Origin of the sequence: Microbacterium esteraromaticum (assembly GCF_900163815.1) — a bacterium.
GTDB classification, from domain to species: domain Bacteria; phylum Actinomycetota; class Actinomycetes; order Actinomycetales; family Microbacteriaceae; genus Microbacterium; species Microbacterium esteraromaticum_B.
Genome location: NZ_FUKO01000011.1, coordinates 47,339 through 64,661, shown reverse-complemented (window position 1 = coordinate 64,661; position 17,323 = coordinate 47,339). Strand labels below are relative to the sequence as shown.

Annotated in this window: 16 protein-coding genes and 2 riboswitches; of the genes, 7 read left to right on the top strand and 9 right to left on the bottom strand. The window is 62.7% G+C overall.

From position 1 onward, the window contains the following. Positions 1-51 precede the first annotated feature (51 nt). Complete coding sequence (locus FM104_RS03050) at positions 52-687, top strand: class II aldolase/adducin family protein (RefSeq protein ID WP_256971494.1); 636 nt, start codon at positions 52-54, stop codon at positions 685-687. A gap of 19 nt (positions 688-706) precedes the next feature. On the opposite strand, the gene FM104_RS03045 is transcribed toward FM104_RS03050, so the two are convergent. From FM104_RS03045 to FM104_RS03030, 4 genes are read right to left on the bottom strand one after another with little or no spacing between them, the layout of a single operon-like run. After that, positions 707-2,434: a DUF2075 domain-containing protein gene (locus tag FM104_RS03045; protein WP_087129986.1), complete on the bottom strand. Its 1,728-nt coding sequence runs from the start codon at positions 2,432-2,434 to the stop codon at positions 707-709. Next, positions 2,431-2,757 (bottom strand): nucleotide pyrophosphohydrolase, encoded by a 327-nt coding sequence (locus tag FM104_RS03040; protein ID WP_087129985.1) that lies wholly within the window; start codon positions 2,755-2,757, stop codon positions 2,431-2,433. The genes FM104_RS03045 and FM104_RS03040 overlap by 4 nt, the downstream gene beginning before the upstream one ends. A gap of 32 nt (positions 2,758-2,789) precedes the next feature. Then, positions 2,790-5,678, bottom strand: coding sequence for a DUF3427 domain-containing protein (locus tag FM104_RS03035; RefSeq protein ID WP_087129984.1), 2,889 nt, complete (start codon positions 5,676-5,678; stop codon positions 2,790-2,792). 8 nt (positions 5,679-5,686) lie between these two features. Next, the gene (locus FM104_RS03030; protein WP_087129983.1) at positions 5,687-6,085 is read right to left on the bottom strand and encodes a (deoxy)nucleoside triphosphate pyrophosphohydrolase; all 399 of its coding nucleotides are present in this window, start codon (positions 6,083-6,085) and stop codon (positions 5,687-5,689) included. Positions 6,086-6,272: 187 nt separating this feature from the next. Here FM104_RS03030 and FM104_RS03025 point away from each other — a divergent pair, with 187 nt between their 5' ends. Next, on the top strand, positions 6,273-7,352 hold the full coding sequence (locus FM104_RS03025; protein ID WP_087130042.1) for a type I restriction endonuclease: 1,080 nt from the start codon (positions 6,273-6,275) through the stop codon (positions 7,350-7,352). 147 nt (positions 7,353-7,499) lie between these two features. On the opposite strand, the gene FM104_RS03020 is transcribed toward FM104_RS03025, so the two are convergent. Beyond that, the gene (locus FM104_RS03020; protein ID WP_087129982.1) at positions 7,500-8,084 is read right to left on the bottom strand and encodes a helix-turn-helix domain-containing protein; all 585 of its coding nucleotides are present in this window, start codon (positions 8,082-8,084) and stop codon (positions 7,500-7,502) included. Positions 8,085-8,180: 96 nt separating this feature from the next. Here FM104_RS03020 and speB point away from each other — a divergent pair, with 96 nt between their 5' ends. The 4 genes from speB (at position 8,181) to FM104_RS03000 (ending at position 11,736) form a co-directional block, all read left to right on the top strand. Continuing rightward, positions 8,181-9,227 (top strand): agmatinase, encoded by a 1,047-nt coding sequence (gene speB, locus FM104_RS03015; RefSeq protein WP_087129981.1) that lies wholly within the window; start codon positions 8,181-8,183, stop codon positions 9,225-9,227. Further along, positions 9,224-9,622: a YybH family protein gene (locus tag FM104_RS03010; protein WP_087129980.1), complete on the top strand. Its 399-nt coding sequence runs from the start codon at positions 9,224-9,226 to the stop codon at positions 9,620-9,622. The genes speB and FM104_RS03010 overlap by 4 nt, the downstream gene beginning before the upstream one ends. A 91-nt stretch (positions 9,623-9,713) precedes the next feature. Continuing rightward, on the top strand, positions 9,714-11,099 hold the full coding sequence (locus FM104_RS03005; RefSeq protein WP_087129979.1) for a purine-cytosine permease family protein: 1,386 nt from the start codon (positions 9,714-9,716) through the stop codon (positions 11,097-11,099). A 4-nt stretch (positions 11,100-11,103) separates the two neighbouring features. Continuing rightward, entirely contained in the window at positions 11,104-11,736 is a 633-nt protein-coding gene (locus tag FM104_RS03000) for a cyclase family protein (RefSeq protein ID WP_087129978.1), read from the top strand. A 68-nt stretch (positions 11,737-11,804) separates the two neighbouring features. Here FM104_RS03000 and FM104_RS02995 read toward each other — a convergent pair whose 3' ends face one another. Further along, positions 11,805-12,191 (bottom strand): hypothetical protein, encoded by a 387-nt coding sequence (locus tag FM104_RS02995; protein ID WP_087129977.1) that lies wholly within the window; start codon positions 12,189-12,191, stop codon positions 11,805-11,807. Between the two features lie 38 nt (positions 12,192-12,229). Next, a riboswitch (SAM riboswitch) is annotated at positions 12,230-12,346 on the bottom strand. A 193-nt stretch (positions 12,347-12,539) separates the two neighbouring features. Between FM104_RS02995 and FM104_RS02990 the strand changes: the two genes are divergently transcribed. Then, positions 12,540-13,883 (top strand): HNH endonuclease signature motif containing protein, encoded by a 1,344-nt coding sequence (locus tag FM104_RS02990; protein ID WP_256971493.1) that lies wholly within the window; start codon positions 12,540-12,542, stop codon positions 13,881-13,883. A 31-nt stretch (positions 13,884-13,914) separates the two neighbouring features. Here the strand turns inward: FM104_RS02990 and FM104_RS02985 are convergent, their stop codons facing one another. The 3 genes from FM104_RS02985 to FM104_RS02975 all read right to left on the bottom strand — a co-directional run bounded on the left by FM104_RS02985 (position 13,915) and on the right by FM104_RS02975 (position 17,297). Continuing rightward, positions 13,915-14,103 (bottom strand): hypothetical protein, encoded by a 189-nt coding sequence (locus tag FM104_RS02985; protein ID WP_087129976.1) that lies wholly within the window; start codon positions 14,101-14,103, stop codon positions 13,915-13,917. A 147-nt stretch (positions 14,104-14,250) separates the two neighbouring features. Next, positions 14,251-14,367: riboswitch (SAM riboswitch) on the bottom strand. A 125-nt stretch (positions 14,368-14,492) separates the two neighbouring features. Beyond that, positions 14,493-15,356, bottom strand: coding sequence for a hypothetical protein (locus FM104_RS02980; RefSeq protein WP_256971492.1), 864 nt, complete (start codon positions 15,354-15,356; stop codon positions 14,493-14,495). A 288-nt stretch (positions 15,357-15,644) separates the two neighbouring features. Next, positions 15,645-17,297 (bottom strand): DUF6398 domain-containing protein, encoded by a 1,653-nt coding sequence (locus tag FM104_RS02975; RefSeq protein ID WP_087129975.1) that lies wholly within the window; start codon positions 17,295-17,297, stop codon positions 15,645-15,647. Positions 17,298-17,323: the final 26 nt, after the last annotated feature.

Genomic DNA, 17,323 nt, shown 5'->3' with positions numbered 1-17,323 from the left:
ATCCGCTATCGTTGTCAGACAACAGGTAGTAAGTGATCGGAGCATATTTCAATGACGAACCACTCCATGCCCGTCGGCGACGCGATAGAGCAGCTCATCCGCGCAGGCTCAGAGATCGTGCAGTCCGGTCTGGCGCTGGCCAGTGCAGGCAACCTTTCGATACGCGTCGATGCCGACCATTTCGTCGTGACGGCTTCAGGCAGTTGGCTCAACCGTCTTGAGGAAACGTCCTTCGCGGTCATGGACCTGGATGGAAACGTCATGGCAGGGGCGGCGAAGGCCTCTAGCGAATGGAAGTTGCATCAGCGCGCGTACCGCGCGCGCGCCGACATCGGTTCGGTCGTCCATGTGCATCCGGCCCATGCAATTCTTCTAGATGCGCTTCGCCACCCCATCCGTTTGGTAACGCTCGATCACGCGTACTACGTGAGATCGGTGGGGCGTACGCCCTATTTTCCGAACGGTTCAGACGAATTGGCCGACACCGCCGCCGATCAGCTTGCCGAACACAACTGCGTGATCATGGGCAACCATGGGTCAACGACCGTTGGTGACGATTGCGATATGGCGTTGCGGCGTGCGCTGAACCTCGAGAACGCAGCTGAGCTGACGTATCGTGCGATCCTTGCGGGCAATAGCGACATCGACTTTCCATGGGAGTCGGAGCCGCATCTGCATCACGCCTGAATCAGGCGTATGGCTGGCGCTAGCTCGAGAGTAGCGCCCTCAGCCCCGGGTCGCACACGTACACATACGTCCCCAGCATCCCGCGGGTCAGCAGCACGCCGTAGATATTGCGGATGAACACGAGCAGATCGTCGTCGCCGAAGGCGTCTTTCAGATGCCCAGTGTTCTCCTTGCCCTTCTTGTCGCGGTAGTCGTCACGGCTCGCGACGATCTCGCCGAGATCCGCGTCGACGCGCATATCCGACCCGATGATGACGCCGGCGTAATTGAGGTCATAGCCCTGCACCGTGTGAATCGACCCGACTTCTTCGAGCGAACCGGGTGAGTTGATCCAGTCCTTATCTGTGCTGTTCCATCGCATCCGCTCGCCGTCAATCTCGATGTCGAAAGCTTGCGGGTCGCGTCGCGACTTCCAGTCCCATGCGTATCCGGCGACGAGCCGCGACAGCCCGACCTCGACGTCGCGCTCGCGAATCGCCTGACGCATCTCGCCGAGGTCGTCGAAGAGGCGCAGGTCGTATTCGCCGAGCGCGGGGCGGGGCGGACGCTCTCCGCGCAGCATCGCACGGATGTATTCGACGTAATCCGCACCTGCCTGGACGCGCATCTGTGTCGTAAGCCGGAAGTGCCGGTGGTCGGTGGCCGCGTGGCGCAGCTCGCGTTCGAGCACGGCGGGCGACAGATCGTGCGGGCGCACGCTCTGCGCGCCGTCGATGAGCAGCAGCTGGTGCTTGCTGCGGGCTTTGATCCAGTCGAGCTGCGTGTATCGCTGATCGTCGGCACCGAAGAGCCGCTCGTTGATCTGCCCGAACTTCTTGTTCTGCACACCGGATGCCTGGTTCGCCCGCTGATTCAGGCGGTGGGTCTCGTCGACGAGGATCAGGTCGAATTCAGCATCCGATTCTCCGACTTGGAACGGTGTCAGCACCATCTTCGGGTCGAGCTTCGGAGTCTTCTTGAACACCTGCTTGACCGATTGGCGCAGCGACTGCTGGGGGATCACGAGCGCCATCTTCAGGTCGCGTAGCAGCTCGCGATTCTCGGGGGTGAAGAATTCGGCGAACATCGAGTCGGCTTCGACGTCGTCGATATCGCTGTAGTCGCGGATGTCGGCGAGCAGCTTCATCAGGAAGATCGCGATGATCGTCTTGCCGGTGCCCGGATCGCCCTGCACGACGAGCGTCGAGCGGGTATCAGGATGCTGCAGATCGGCGAGCAGTCCTTCGACGATGTCTTCGATTGCGATGGCCTGGTCGTCGGTGAGCGCCTTGAATGGCGAGAGCTTGAAGAGATCGGTGTTCTCGATCTGCGGGATGCTGCGGCTGAACAGCCCCTCGGTGCGCAGCGCTTCGAAGACATCGCGGAAAGACTCGCGGTAGATCTCGCGGTCGTAGTAGCGCGCGTTGCTGAGACCGTCGTTGCCGTTGAGGATGCTGTACTGACCGTCGCCGTGGAACCAGCGGATCAGGTGAGATTCAAGGTCGAGGCAGACGGACTTGTTGTACGTCTCGTCGATGACGACGCGGATGGATTCGAGGCCTTCGTGCTGCTTGTTGCCGGCAAGATGCTGACGCATGCGGGATGCTGCGTTGACTGTCTCACCGACGTAGAGGGCGGGCTGACGTCGTGCGCGTTCGCCATCGATGACGTAGACCACGGGCCAGTCGGTGTGCTGACCGCTGTTTCGTGACCAGGTGTTCACAGCCTCGCGCTCGAACGGCAGTCGCTCGATGCTGAAGCCGCTCATGGCTTGAGTTCCGTGTACTTGGTCATGCTCCCCTTTGCGAGTTCGACCGGGTACTTGGCGCGCGTCTTCTCAAGCTTGTTGAGGATGATCTCGTCGATGTCGACGCCGATCTTGTTCGCCAGGTGGATGCAGTACGTGAGCACGTCGGCGAGTTCCTCTTCGACGCGCTCCTGGTCTGGTTCTTGGCCCCACTGGTAGAGCTCGAGGAGTTCAGCGGACTCGATCGAGATCGACTTCGCCAGGTTCTCGGGGGAGTGGAACTGATCCCACTCACGCTCGGCGACGAAGGCGCGGAGCGCGGCGAGGGTGGCGGGAGTGGGCATGGGAGCGACGGTAGCAGAGAGCAGATGCTGTTCTAAGAGCCGGCGCCGACGAGGTATTCGTAGAGACTCTGCTCCAGTGGAGACTCCATGCCGAGAGTCATGGTGACTACATCCAACGGCGCGCCATCCGACTCCGGCATCTTCGTCTGTTGTGCATTCGAAGACCGTGCTTCACCGAGGTAGTAGAAGTCAGTACCCTCCGCGTCATCCTTCTTGGCGAAGAGGTGGAGCGGTATGCGGTTCTCAACAATGGCCTTCACTTCGCCACTCTGGAGAGTTCGACGGCTGCGCGTAAACCAGTGCAGGCTGGATTCGTTGAGGAACTCGTCACCGTATGCTGTGCTCGCGGATACGTCCTCATGTTTGTGGTACGTAATGAAGATCGGGCATGACAGCGAGGTGTAATCGACTTTGTAGCCGTACATCGTGCTTTGTTCGTTCTTCTCCCAGTTGAGTAGGCGGCAAGCATCTTTACGGGAGTACCGCTGACCAACCTCCAGGCCGTTGCTCCACTGGTAGCGATGACGCGCCAGGTATAGCCCTGTCTCGATGACGTCTTCAAAGTGGCCCGCGAACTCGCCATCGCCGTTGAGCGAGGCGGCCAATTCCGGATTCAAAGTGATCTGGTGGTCGGATGCCATTGCGATGGGAGAGCCATACTTAGCTCGCTCTGCCTCAGTGAAGAACTCGAGAGTGACAATGCGCATCACCGACGAAAGAGTTGCGGGTTCGGTCGACGCGCCGCTGTCGAGCAGTAGCTGGCGGTAAGCCGATTCGGTGATTGCACGACCAGGAGCGTCGAGGAGCGCCCTGATCAGTATGAGTTCGTGTGGACGCTTGCCGTTGAGGATCTCGTTTGAGATGAACGTCAGCCAGGCAGTCTGCGACCCGGAGGGCGCGCGGTTCGTCTTCTTCAACGCATGTAGGAGGTTCCAGTAGTTTCCACGTTTGCATGCCACGACGACCGGATCGGCTGTATCGAAGCGAGCAAAGTCCAAGAGTGCTGGAGGCCGGTTGAGCCTGTTCTCCAACTCTGCGATGGTGCGCTTGAGGTTCTGGATGCTGTCGAGTTTGGTCGCGGCCAGGGAGGAGAAGATTCGCTGTCGGGAGATCTTGTCAAAGTTCACACTGGAGAGTCCGGAGATCGCGCCGGCCTCCTGCGCGTCAATAATCTTTTTGCGGATTGAATCCTTGTTGAGGCTGTTGTCGCCGAACAGGGCAATCGGAATCAAATAGTTGTTGGTGTAGTTCCCGATGAAGTCGATGACCACCAGGTGGTCCTTCCCCGCGGCTTTCCGAAGGCCACGGCCGAGCTGTTGCGTGAAAACGATGCTGGACTTTGTCTGCCGCAGCATCACGACCTGATTGACGCTGGGAATATCGATTCCCTCGTTGAAGACGTCAACGGTGAGTATGTAATCCAACTCACCGTTTTCAAGTTGCGTGACCACGGACTCGCGAACGTGGATGGGGTCGTCGCCGGTGAGTGCGGTTGTCCGCAGCTTGCGTCCATGAATGGCGCGGGTGTTCAGCAGACTGGCTAGTTCACGTACTTCTTCCTTGCGACTGCAGAACATTAGGCCGCGCGCAGGGCTGCCGGTATGCCCGTATGTTTCGATCGCGGAAATGATGTGGTCGGCGCGTTCGGGTGCGACTAGCATCGCCAGCTGGCTGGCATCGTCGATGACGTCATCGCCTTGGATGAAGTCGGTCACTCCGTAGTAGTGGAACGGAGCGAGCATGTCCTCCTCGAGCGCCTGCTGCAGACGAATTTCGTACGGCACATTGAAGTCGAAAAGCTCGAAGACGTTGAAGTCGTCGGTACGCTCCGGCGTGGCAGTCATCCCGAGAAGAAAATCTGGCTTCAAATGATCGATCACGCGACGGTAGGAAGCGGCGCCAGCACGGTGCACCTCGTCGATCAGGACATAGTCGAAGTGCCCAGCGGGAATGTCGAGCAGGTTCTCGGCGCGTGAGAGCGACTGAATGGTGCTGAAAACGTACTTGCGGTCAAGTTCCCGCTGGGTTCCAACGAACTTGCCGAAGTCTTGGATGGGAGCGTTGAGGACTCGACTGAATTCCTCAATCGCGCGGTCAAGGATCTGTTCACGGTGCACGACGAAAAGCATCCGCTCGGGTGCCACAGACCGGACGTCTAGCGCGGACAGAATGGTCTTTCCCGTGCCCGTTGCGGAGACGATCACTGCGCGTCGCTCGCCGACGTCCCGAACCTTCTGAAGCTGCAGGAGAGCTTCGGATTGCATAGCGTTCGGAGTGACAGGACCGAGGGGCGAAGTGGTGGCAGAAGTGCGCGGTGCGAGGATCGTGCGCGGAGCGGGTGGGACGTAAGTCTTCTCGTAATCAGCGATCCATGACTGCGTGAGCGGCACCGATGTAGTGAGCTGCGTGTTGATAGCTCGCTGAAGCTGATCGACGATATCTCCATCAGGCAATGCCGAGAACCTCAGGTTCCACTCCTGATTTGTGAGGAGTGCGGTTTCCGTCAGGTTCGAGCTGCCGACGATAGCCGTCGTGCTCTGCGGCTGCTCGAACAGATAGCCCTTGGCGTGGAACCCGCCACGGACCGACGAGTAGACGAATACGTCGACGCCCGGAAGATTGAGTAGCTCGCGGAAGGCGGCGGGCGAGTTGAAGCCCAAGTAGGTGGATGTGATGATTGTCCCCTTACCGGGGAAATCCAGGAGCACCTGCTTCAGCATTGCAATCGCACTGGTAGTGACGAACGCTGTCGAAAATGTGAACGTCAGTGAGCGCCGCAGCTCGTGGCGAATGGCGCGGAGCATCGTGTTCGCGCCATTGTTGGCGACGAGCAGCGGGTGATACAGCTGGTCTGATTGGACAGACTTGTCGAGGAATCCGAACGCGTTGTCGAGGCGGAGCTGCTGGAGTGGTGTTTCCATGTCCTGACCTACGCCGCGAAGTCGCGCATAATGCGATTGACCGCGGGAATATCGGCCGGTGCCCATTCGACGGAGTCGAGGTGCGCGGCGGGGATCCAGCGAATTTCTGAGTGCTCAGTGAGCTTCGGCTGTCCCTTGGTGAGCTTCGCGTAAAACGTCGTTAGCGTGACGATTCCAAAGTCGTACTCGTGACTAGTGATCTCAATCTCGTCGCCAATTTCGACGACGCAGAGAAGCTCCTCTTGCATCTCGCGGCGAAGCGCCTGCTGTGGTGTTTCACCCGGCTCGATTTTGCCGCCTGGGAACTCCCACATCCCGGGGAGAGACATCGATGGGCTCCGCTGTGCCGCCAGAATCGTGCCGTCGCACACGACGACGGCCCCAACGACGTTGATCTGCTTTTTCACTGACACTCCGAGCTTCGATGGGAACGCGGCCAGCCTATCGACGGCTCGGGACAGAGGAGCGGCGACTCGCGATCGAACACTGAGCACGCATGGTTCAGTGTTGCGGGCCGGGAGCGGTCACCAAATGAAACGACTGACGTCCGATATGGTCGAGACCAGATTCGGTCAGCGGAGATTGGAGCGGTGGATGGAATTCACGGAACGACTTAGTTCCCTCGCGGTCAAGGTGCGGAACCAGGCAGAGGCGATCGGCACCGAGGAGGCTACGAAGAATGCGTTCATCATGCCGTTCATCTCGAGCATCTTGGGTTACGACGTGTTCGACCCGCTGGAGGTCGTCCCGGAGTTCACTGCAGATGTCGGCCTGAAGAAGGGAGAGAAGGTCGACTACGCCATCATGCGTGACGGCGAGGTGCAGATCCTTATTGAGTGCAAGCCTTCGTTGGGCGTTCTGAAAATTGAGCACGCTTCGCAGCTGTTTCGATACTTCGCGGTGACCAATGCCCGCATCGCCGTGTTGACTAACGGTGTCCAGTGGCACTTCTACACGGACCTTGACGCCCCCAATCGGATGGACGCGAAGCCCTTCCTCGTGCTCGACCTGTTGGATATCGACGAGACCTTGATTACGGAAATTCAGAAGCTCAGCAGAGACAGTTTTGATCTCGAGTCGATCATTAGTTCAGCGGAAGAGCTGAAATACATCGGGGCGCTCAAGAGAGAGATCGCAGCGCAGTTCCGTGAGCCGACTGACGAGTGGATCAAGTTCTTCACCGCACGGGTTTATGAGGGGATGTTCACTCAACGAGTTCGGCAGCAGTTTACGGGTCTCGTTGGAAAGGCGGCGCAGCAGTTCCTGACCGAGCGCGTCAACGACCGGCTCAAGGCTGCGCTCGGGGTCAGTGGCACGAACCACGCTGCAGAGGCGCCGACTTCGAGCGCGGAAGTAGTCGAAGCCGATCTGGATCGAGACACTGAGATCGAGACGACGCTGGAAGAGCTCGAGGGATATCAGATTGTGAAGGCGATCGCGTGCGGCGAAGTGAAACCTCAGCGCATTACGCAGCGCGACGCCAAGAGCTACTTCGCGATCCTGCTCGATGACAACAACCGGAAGCCCGTGGCGAGACTGCACTTTAACGGAAAGCAAAAATATCTCGGTTTGCTAGATGACGACAAGGTGGAAACGAGGCATCCCATCTCGGAACTCGACGAAATCTACGCGCACGCGCCGGAGATCAGAGAGTCGGTCAAACGCTACGCATGACCGAACATCGACCGGGTCAGGCGCACCGCCGAGAAACCACATAGCGCACGAGAAACCACCCCTGCGGTGGTTTCTCATGCAGGAGGTGGTTTCTCGGCGGGCTGGGGCTACCGCGCCGGCATCACAAGCAGCGTCGCGGCGCCGCGATCAAGCCGACCCGCTCCACGGTGCGGGAACGATTACCCACATCACACTCGCCCGCGCATCACCGGTGACGTGCCAAGTGTGCGGCTCGCGCCCAGGGAAGGTCAGAGCGTCACCGGCTTGCAACTCGACCGACCGACTGGCGAATCGCACCGTCAGTTCTCCAGACACGACATGCAGCACCTCGACGTCGCAGTTGATCGTGTAGAGCTCAGATCCGCCATGCGCGTCAGGCTCCAACTCCGAGCGCAGCAGCTGCACGCGTTCTTCGCTGCGGGGAGAGAGCAGCCGTTCGTCGGCGTGCATACCGCCGAGATTGATGCGGGGTGCGTCGGCAAACGTAACGCGTTGAATCTCGGGCTCGGCGAAGAGCGCTCCGACAGGCAACGAGAGCACCTGACACAGCTGCACCAGAGTCGCAACGCTGGGTGAGGTCTCATCCCGCTCCACCCTGCTGAGGAAACCCTTCGACAGCCCGCTGGTCGCAGCGAGCTGACTGAGCGACATGCCCTGACCGGTGCGCGCGGCCCGCAATTTCGCCCCGATCGGGGTGGCATTCGCATCTGCATGGGGATGAATCGCTCGCATCGTTGCTCCAGATTCCAGGCGATGACCTTGACGCACGTGTGCCGCGCGACTAGGTTCGGGGAAAGGTTGCTTCTAACGTACCAAAGGTTGTCAAATATGCAACACCCTGAGTCGCACAATTCCGACGAAAACACCGTCCCCTCCCAGCGCGCGGCTTCGCCGGCATCCACCGATCGGATCGCACCCCGCGGACCCGTCGACGCGAGCGTCGTGCCGCGTTTCGCCGGTATCGCAACGTTCGCCCGGCTGCCGAGGCTCGACGAGGTCGAGCGTGCAGAGGTGGCGATCGCCGGCATCCCCTTCGACAGCGGAGTGAGCTACCGACCCGGAGCCCGCTTCGGCCCTGCGCATGTGCGTGAGGCCTCGCGCCTGCTCCGCCCCTACAACCCGGCGCAAGACGTATCGCCCTTCGCCGCCCACCAGGTCGCCGACGCCGGCGACATCGTGGCGAACCCCTTCGATATCAGCACCGCGGTCGCCGAAATCGAAGCCGGCGCTCGGGCACTGCGCGCCAAAGCTGACCGGCTGGTGATGATCGGCGGTGACCACACCATCGCACTCCCCCTCCTGCGCGAGGTCGCTGCCATCCACGGGCCGGTCGCCGTCTTGCATTTCGATGCGCACCTCGACACCTGGGACACCTACTTCGGCGCCCCCACGACGCACGGCACGCCGTTCCGCCGGGCATCTGAAGAGGGCCTCATCGACATGACGGCGAGCATGCACGTCGGCATCCGTGGGCCGCTCTACGACCGAAGCGACCTCGACGACGACGAGCGTCTGGGCTTCGCGATCATCACCAGCGAGTTCATCGAAAAGCACGGAGTCGCCGCCGCGATCGAGCGCATGCACGCACGCATCGGCGACAAGCCGCTCTACATCTCCATCGACATCGACGTGCTCGACCCCGCGCACGCGCCCGGCACCGGCACGCCCGAGGCGGGTGGCATGACCAGCCGCGAACTGCTCCGGATGCTGCGTGCGCTCGCCGACTTCCGCATCGTCGGCGCCGATGTCGTCGAGGTCGCCCCGGCCTACGACCACGCGCAGCTGACCGCGGTGGCTGCGAGCCACGTGATCTACGAACTGCTCAGCGCAATGGCCCCGCGGCCGGCCGCAACCCCTGAAGGAGAGCGATCATGACCACCCCGAACACGGATGCAGTGGCAGCCGCTGCCGCCGCCATCGTCGACGCGTTCGCCGCGACCGACACCGAGCGGTACTTCGCCGGGTTCTCGCCCGACGCGACGTTCATCTTCCACACCGAGCCGCACCGTCTCGAAGGCCGGGCCGCTTACGAACGGCTCTGGGGCGAATGGCTCGAGAGTGCCTGGAGTGTCGTCTCGTGCGAATCGAGCGACAGCCGCATCCAGACGTTCGACGGCGGCGCCGTCTTCAGCCACACCGTCGACACGACCGTGCGCACTCCAGAAGGCGAGGAGTCGTACCAAGAGCGGGAGACCATCGTCTTCACGCTCGACGGCGAGCACCTGACCGCCGTGCACGAGCATCTCTCACCGCTCACCCAAACAGCCTGACCTGAAACCCCGACCCGAATCTCAGACCCGCGACCTCTGACCCGAATCTCAGACCCGCGACGACGCGATCGCGAAGCGAAGGAGCTTTACGATGTCTCTCTACTCCCGTCTCGAACAGAGGCTGCAAACCCAGTCGGATGACGCCGGGCCGATCCGTGGCACCTATCCCACCGGTCGTCTGCTGATGATCTGGTTGGCCGCGAACCTCGTCGTCACCACCCTGCTCACCGGAACCCTGTTCGTGCCCGACGTCCCCTACGGGCTCGTGCTGCTGCTGATCGTCGGTGGCACAGTCGCCGGAGCGGCAGTGCTCGTCGCGGTCGGCACGATCGGTCGCCGCACGGGGCTTCCGACAATGGCCATCACGCGCGGGCCCTTCGGCATCCGCGGCAGCCTGCTGCCTGTTGCCGCGAACGTCATCATCCTCATGGGGTGGAGCTGGGTGCAGGCGATGCTGGCCGGCATCGCGCTCGACTACGTGGTGATGACCTTCACGGGATTCTCGAACCCGGTGATCTTCGCGGTTCTCTGCCAGACGATCGTCGTCATCCTCGCGATCTTCGGTCACGCGGGCGTCGCCCGCATCGAACCGTGGTTCGCCGTGGTCATCCTCGGCATCGCGGCCTATATCTTCATCACCGCGTTCACCTCGTTCGCCCCGGCGGAGTTCTCGTCGATCGCTGCGCCCGCCGAACCGTTCTACACGCCCGGCCTCGTCTTCGACGTCGTTCTGGCGACGGCGATCTCGTGGACCGTGCTGTCGGCCGACATCAACCGCCTCGCCAGCAGCACCCGCGCCAGTGTCGTCGGAGCGGGCGTGGGCTACACACTGTCGACCATCATCTCGATGTCGCTCGGCGCCACGGCGATCGGCTACGTGATTCTCAACGGCGGCGACGCTGTCGCCTTCGACCCGGTGACGATCATCGAGCCCTTCGGCTGGATCTTCGGCGTCGCGATCTTCCTGTCGGTGATGGCCACGAACACGATGGTCGTCTACGGCATGGTGACCACCGTCGTGAATGCAGTGCCCGGCACCCGCCTGCGGTTCTTCCCGACCGCGCTGGTTCTGGGCGTGCTGTCGATCATCGGTGCGACCTTCTTCGGCCTGCTCGACCAGTTCACGACGTTCCTCGTGACCATCGGCGCGCTGTTCGCGCCGATCTTCGCGATCATGATCGTGGATTACTACTTCATCAAGCGCTCCTCGTACGACCACGACATCCTCCGCTCTCGGGCAGGACGGTTCTGGTACACGGCCGGTGTCAACTGGCTCGCCGTCGGTGCGTGGGTGGTGGGCGCTGTTCTCGCCTACGTGTGGGCGTACGTCTTCCCGCTGCCGTTCGGATCGACCGCGCCAGCATTCGTGATCACCTTCGTCTTGTATCTGCTCGTGTCGTGGCCGACGCGATCGCAGGTGCGAGGCGGGCACGTCGGCAACCTCGCCGACGAGCCCGTGGCTGCCAGAAAGGGATGAGCGGATGCTGCGCGACCTGAGCCACCCGCTCACCGACGCGATGATGGTCTATCCGGGGGATCCTGCTGTGACGATCAGCCCGGGGCTGACACTGGAGCACGACGGCGTGGTCGTCGAGCGCATCACGATGGGCTCGCAAACCGGAACGCACGTTGATGCGCCCATCCATACCGTTGCGGGAGGCCGAACGATGGCCGACGTGGCTTTGGACGAGCTCGTAGGAGACGCCCTCGTGCTGCGTGTGCCGGGCGCCCGTGAAGCGCAGCCGTACGGATGGGATGAGCTTGAGGCGGACGGCGGCATCCCCGACGAGGTTCCTTCGATCATCATCATCGATACCGGCTGGGCGCGGTGGTTCGGCGAGGAGCAGGCCACGCGGCATCCGTATCTCAGTGCGGAGGCCGCCTCGGAGCTGTGGCGGCGCGGCATGCGTGTGCTCGCCGTCGACACGCTGAGCCCCGATGAGACCGGCGGCGCATCCGGCGCCTTTCCCGTGCACGAGATCGTGCTTGGCAGCGACGGCCTGATCGTCGAGAACGTGTGCAACCTCGATGGTCTGCCGTCACGCCTGCAGGTCGGGTTCTTTCCGATGAAGCTGCAAGGCGACGGGGCTCCGGTTCGAGGGGTCGTTTTCTAGACGCGCTGCGCCGCCGTAACGGCGAGACGGTTCGCGAGCGGACGAGGCGACCCCTCGACCAGCGGTTTTCAGTCGCGCTCGATCTCGACCATCATTCCGGTGCTGAGGTCGTGGATTCCGGTTGCTGACCCAGACGGCGGTTTCGGAGACGTGGTTCCCGCTGGCGCGGGGCCGGTTGTCGTCGAGCCGTCGGCCCGTTCGACCAGCCAGGACTGCTCGCTGTCGAAATGCACGCGCACAACTTCGTCGTGGCAGGCGCTCGGGCTACCCGGCCGAGCGACACGAACTCCCGCGTTGTTCAGAGTGCAGACGAGCTGATTCCACGTCCATCCCGGATAGTTCTCATTCACGTGCTTCGTCGTGAAGCCGCGGCTGATCGGGATGACGAAGTCGTAGTGCAGCAGCCTGTCGATTTCGGCCTTGGTGCGGGTCTCGCGATAGCCCTGAGCACGCATGGGTCTTCCCTTCACGCAAGGGTGAGACGACTCGCTCACCCATCGACTTGCCCGCACGCGAGTGCGTCGGGCCGGTTCTTCCCCTGGGGCACCCCGCTCGATGGAGGAGGGTTGCCGTGCAGCCGGCCAGGTACCGAAGGCTGCAACTCTTGAACCTGAAATGGACTGTAGCAGGGGGCGGCGACATTGGGGCGGCGTCGTCCGGCGACCATGCGGTCTTCTGCTGCTCGTTGAAGGTCGGTCTCCGCTCGTCGAACGCCGGTTGGGACGAGTTGAAAACAAGAGATTCGTTCAAAATAGTTCGAATAAATGTTCGACACTGAGGGCGATTTCAATTACAATGGAGACATGTCGAAGATGACCCCGGTGCTCGAGGCGATGAGTCGCCTCGATGAGGTCTGGGGTGAAATCGACGACGCGCGCGAACTGTCACGTGAGCAGCTCATCGCCATTGACAGCGCTATCGGAATGGTGAAAAGACGGTTGGATGCTGTGCATGTCGACGTCGCCGCCGAGATCTCCCGCGAATCTCGTCCTGAACTCGGTGCAGACAGCCTGGCCAAGCAGCAGGGCTACCGTTCCCCCGCAAAGCTCATCGCCGCAACGACCGGAATGTCTACCGGTGATGCGACGCGGCTCATCAAGGTCGGCGAAGCCACCGCACCGCGAACCGACCTGCTCGGTGAACGCCTCCCCCCACGGTACCCACTTGTGCGCGAGGCGCTAGCAACGGGCACCCTCAGCGCCACGGTCGCCGGACTCATCGTCGCGGTACTCGATCGCTGCCGCGTGGCCGCTGGATACGAGCGCACGGCTGAAGGCGAGCGGATTCTCGTAGAAGCGGCTACTGGGCTCGCCGTCGATGAGGTGCGAAAGCTGATCGTTCGCGCTGAGGCCTGGCTCGATCCCGACGGTGTCGAGCCGCGCGCTGAAGAGCAGCGCAGCCAGCGCTCGGTCACGCTGTTCGAACGCGACGGCATGGTGCACCTCAACGCACTCCTCGACCCGGAGAGCGCCGCCCCCGTCGTCGCCGCGATCCGAGGCTTCGTCAGCGCAGCGTTCGCCGCGCGCAAAGACCAGACGGATGCCGATGCCCCCGACGCCGATCGCCGCAGCGTTCCGATGATTCAGGCCGATGCGCTCAGTCTCTTCTGCGCGCACCTGCTCGGATGCGAAGGCCAGACTTCGCCCCTCGCCGGGGCGACCGTCGTCGTGCGGATGAACCTGAACGACCTGGAATCGGGGACTGGCTCGGCGACGGTCGACGGGATCGAGCAGCCGATCAGCATCAGTGCCGCGCGAAGAATGGCCGCCGATGGCGGCGTGATCCCCTGCGTACTCGGCGGCGACAGCACCGTACTCGACTGGGGGCGTCGCAAGCGCCTCTTCACCCGCGCGCAAAGACTGGCGCTGGTCGAAAGAGACGGCGGATGCGCGATGTGCGGCCTTCCTCCGGAAATGACTCGAGCCCATCACATTCAATGGTGGAAACGACACCGCGGGCGAACAGACCTGTCGAACGGCGTGCTGCTCTGCGAGAGCTGTCATCACCGCATCCATGACAACGGATGGCAGGTGACGGTCGACGGTGTCGGCACGAAATCAGCGGTCTGGTTCACTCCACCGCCCCATGTCGATCCGTCCGGCACGCCACGCCGGGGCGGCAGGGGCAGGTTCGATATCGCGGCGTGACCGGGGTCCACGACCTGGCAGCCGCCCGCACTCAGTCGATCGGTCGGCGCAGCTTCTGAGTGATCTTGAGGGTCACGACACCGGCATCCCGCTCGGCCTCGGACTTCCACTGCTGATCCCCGCGAACGAAATGCACTTCGATCTCGTCAGGCTTGTCATCGGCGATAGGGTGCTCCTCTTTCGCTTGGCGGGTGAAGCCGGCCGGAGCCAACGAGCGCATCAGCTACCGCTGCCGGACCGATGCTGCGCGGGGGCTGAGCCTGAGTGCATGCAGCCAGTCGTTTGCACCGGCCATTTTCCATTCGTGCATTTGGTCGCTCATGGCGTACCCCTTTCTCAGAGGGGCGGCGCGTGTATCAGGCGCTCACCCATCGACTTGCCCGCACGCGAGTGCGTCGGGCCGGTTCTTCCCCTGGGGCACCCCGCTCGATGGAGGAGGGTTGCCGTGCAGCCGGCCAGGTACCGATGGCTGCAACTCTTGAACCTGAAGTGCACTGTAACAGCAGGCGGCGACATCGCGGTCCGTGGATGCTGCGCGTTCATCTTCTGCTGCCAGATACAGCAGGGAACCCCGGCTCCCCAGCCTCGGGGCCCCCTGCAGCTTATGGGTTACGGCTGAACGAACACTTCGTTGGCGAAGAATCCAGGGCTGACGCGGATCAGCACGCTCTCGCCGTCGGGAACGAGGAACGCGTCAGATCCGGTGGCGGATGCTCCGTTGTAGAGCTCGTCGAGCCCGAAGCCGTCTTCGAGAACGACCATCGCGTCGTAGCTGTTCAGCACGTTGCCTGCACTGGTGACGAACGAGATGCCCACCTCGGCTGCGAGGCCCGACTCATCGCCGGTGTACGTGACCGTGTAGTTCACCAGCTCGTAGTGCGAGCCCGCCGGCGCCTTGTCGTTGAACTGGTTGCCTGCGGCGACAGCGGCTGCGCCATCGGGGGTGTGGCTGTTCACGACGACGGTCCAGTCGTCGCTGCTGATCTTCGACGACAGCGGATACGGGTTGTCGCGCGTGCCCTGCGCAGCATCCGCTGGCTTGTCCTCCGCCTTCTCATCGTCTGCCGCCGCGTCGTCGGCAGCCGCGGCATCGACCGGCTGCGAGACCGTGGTCTCTGAGCCGCCGAAGGCATCGTCGATGGCGGCCGAGAGCCCGGCGAAGAACACGACGAAGCCGACGATCGTCCCCACGATCGACAGCACCAGCCCGACGACGCCCATCCACTTGCGATCGCCCTTCATGAACAGCGAGACGATGCTGAGCACGAACGCGATCGGCAGCAGAATCCAGCCGACGATCAGCGCGCCCGGGATGCAGGCAAACAAGAAGCCCACCGCGGCGACGATCAGCGCGACCAAAGCGAGCACGTTGTTCTTCTTCGCGGCCGGCACCGGCGCGACACCGGGAGCGGGCGCCGTGTACGGCGGAGGAGGCAACTGCTGCGAACCAGCAGGAGGATTGGGTACGGACATGAAAATCTCCTTCAGGAGTGTGCGTGGAGCACCGGCCTGCCCCACGACGGATGCCGTAGGGCGCCGACTCGCACGCACGCCGAATACCGCCCTGATCAGGGCGTGAGACGCGGAGTCCGGGTGGTCTCCTGTCGTCCGTGCGGATCGACTGATTCAGACCGTAGACGGGGTGTCAGACATTCGGTCAAAATCCGCCGCACGGATGCAGGGAGAAAACACGTTTGGCGGGAGAAACACCGGCGTGTCTCCCTGCAAGCGTACAAACTCCCTGCATCCGTACACGGGAAGTCAGACGCCGTCCGCGAGTGACTCCTGCAACTGGTCGCGCACCCGGATCAGCTCCGTGCGCACGGATGACACGAGCAGTGCGGCGTCGCCGAGCGGGTACCCGTCGTCTTGCCAGTCGTAATAGTTGATGTCGAGCACACTCAGCAATGCACTCGCGCGATCGTTCGGCGGGTTCTTCACCGCGAAGTATGCCGACAGCGACTTGATCGTCAGACCCGCAGGGCTCCGGCTGAAGAGCCCGTTCGCGTGGCCGATGATGAAGCAGATGGCCAAAGCGGTGTTCACTGGCTTGCCGCGCACGATCGTCAGCGGTTCCACCTGTGCGATCTGCACCAGTAGACGTCGGGCAGCGGTGCGCAGCTCGACGCTCTTGAAGAACTCCGTGCATGCTCGGTCGAGATGCTCGCCCACTACGGATGCTGCTTCGCGCGCAGCATCTGGAACGTCGTGCAGCCGCAATGGCTCGTCGGGCAGAGGTGCGTCGTCAAGGGCCGCCAGCGTCTCGAAGCCGCCGATGCGGGCGGCCGCGTCACGGAGGAAGAACTCATCGACCGACAACGAGAGCTCTCCCGACTCGTCGCCGTGCTCGGAGATCAGCCGCAGGTACTCCGGCTCGAAGTGGTCGACGGCCGCCAGTGCACTGACCGTGTGCTCCGACGGCACCTCTCGGCTGGCATGCGCGAACCGGACGGTGCGGCGCATGGCATCCGGCATCCCGCGCAGGTATGCCTGGTCGGCCATGATCTTGCGCGGCAGCAGGTCGACGAGCATGATCTCCACCACGACGTTGCTCCAGTGCAGCGGATCCGCGCGGCCATACGAGCTGGCGAACGTGAGCAGCGTCTCGACACGGTCGAGCGTGTCGGAGTCAGCATCCGTCCCATGCGGCGACGCGGCAAAATCGCGCGTGAGCTCCGTGAGGTCGGCATCCGACCACTCCCGGCGGTCGTATCCGGTTCCGCCGGACGGCATCAGGCGCAGCATCCATCGCAGCAGCGGACGCGCGCTGGGCCAGCCGTCATTCTCGAACGGATGCAGCAGCCGACTCTCGTTCTGCAGCACTTCTTCGATCTGTGCGCGGGCGTCTTCGAGCAGCAGTTCGGTCAGCGTCACATCGGTGACGTTCTGGTTCTCGCTGAAACTGATCAGGTCGCCGATGGGCCGGTCGACGGTGTAGCCGTCCTTCGGCACCGTCCCCATGTTGTGATCGATATACAGCACGATCGTGAACGAGCGGCCCGGAGTCTCGACGCCGATGAAGAGATTGTCGCCGTCATTGATCACATGTGATGCCTGGATCGCTCGCGTCGGGCGCACTTCGTCGAGGTTGTGTAGCCAGCGCGGCAGCGGATGCCGCCTCGTTCGTACGTCTCGGACGATCTGTTCCGCGGGCACTTCGTCCTGCAGCATCCGCGCCCACACCAGCAGCAGCGCGTCGGTCTCACGCTCGCCGACGTCGAGGAAGGCGCTGACGAGCTGGTCGCGATCAAGTCGCGGGCGATCGAGGGCTCCGCCGATCTGGGCACGCAATTCGGCCATCGGGTCGGGTTCAGTCGATGCGGCGAGCATGCTGGCGACATCGAGCAGAGCGAGCGGATGCGGGTCGCGGATGCTCTCGCGAAGCCCGTTGATCAGCGAATCAGGCGAAGACACGGCAATCAGTGTAGGCGTTGCCGGTT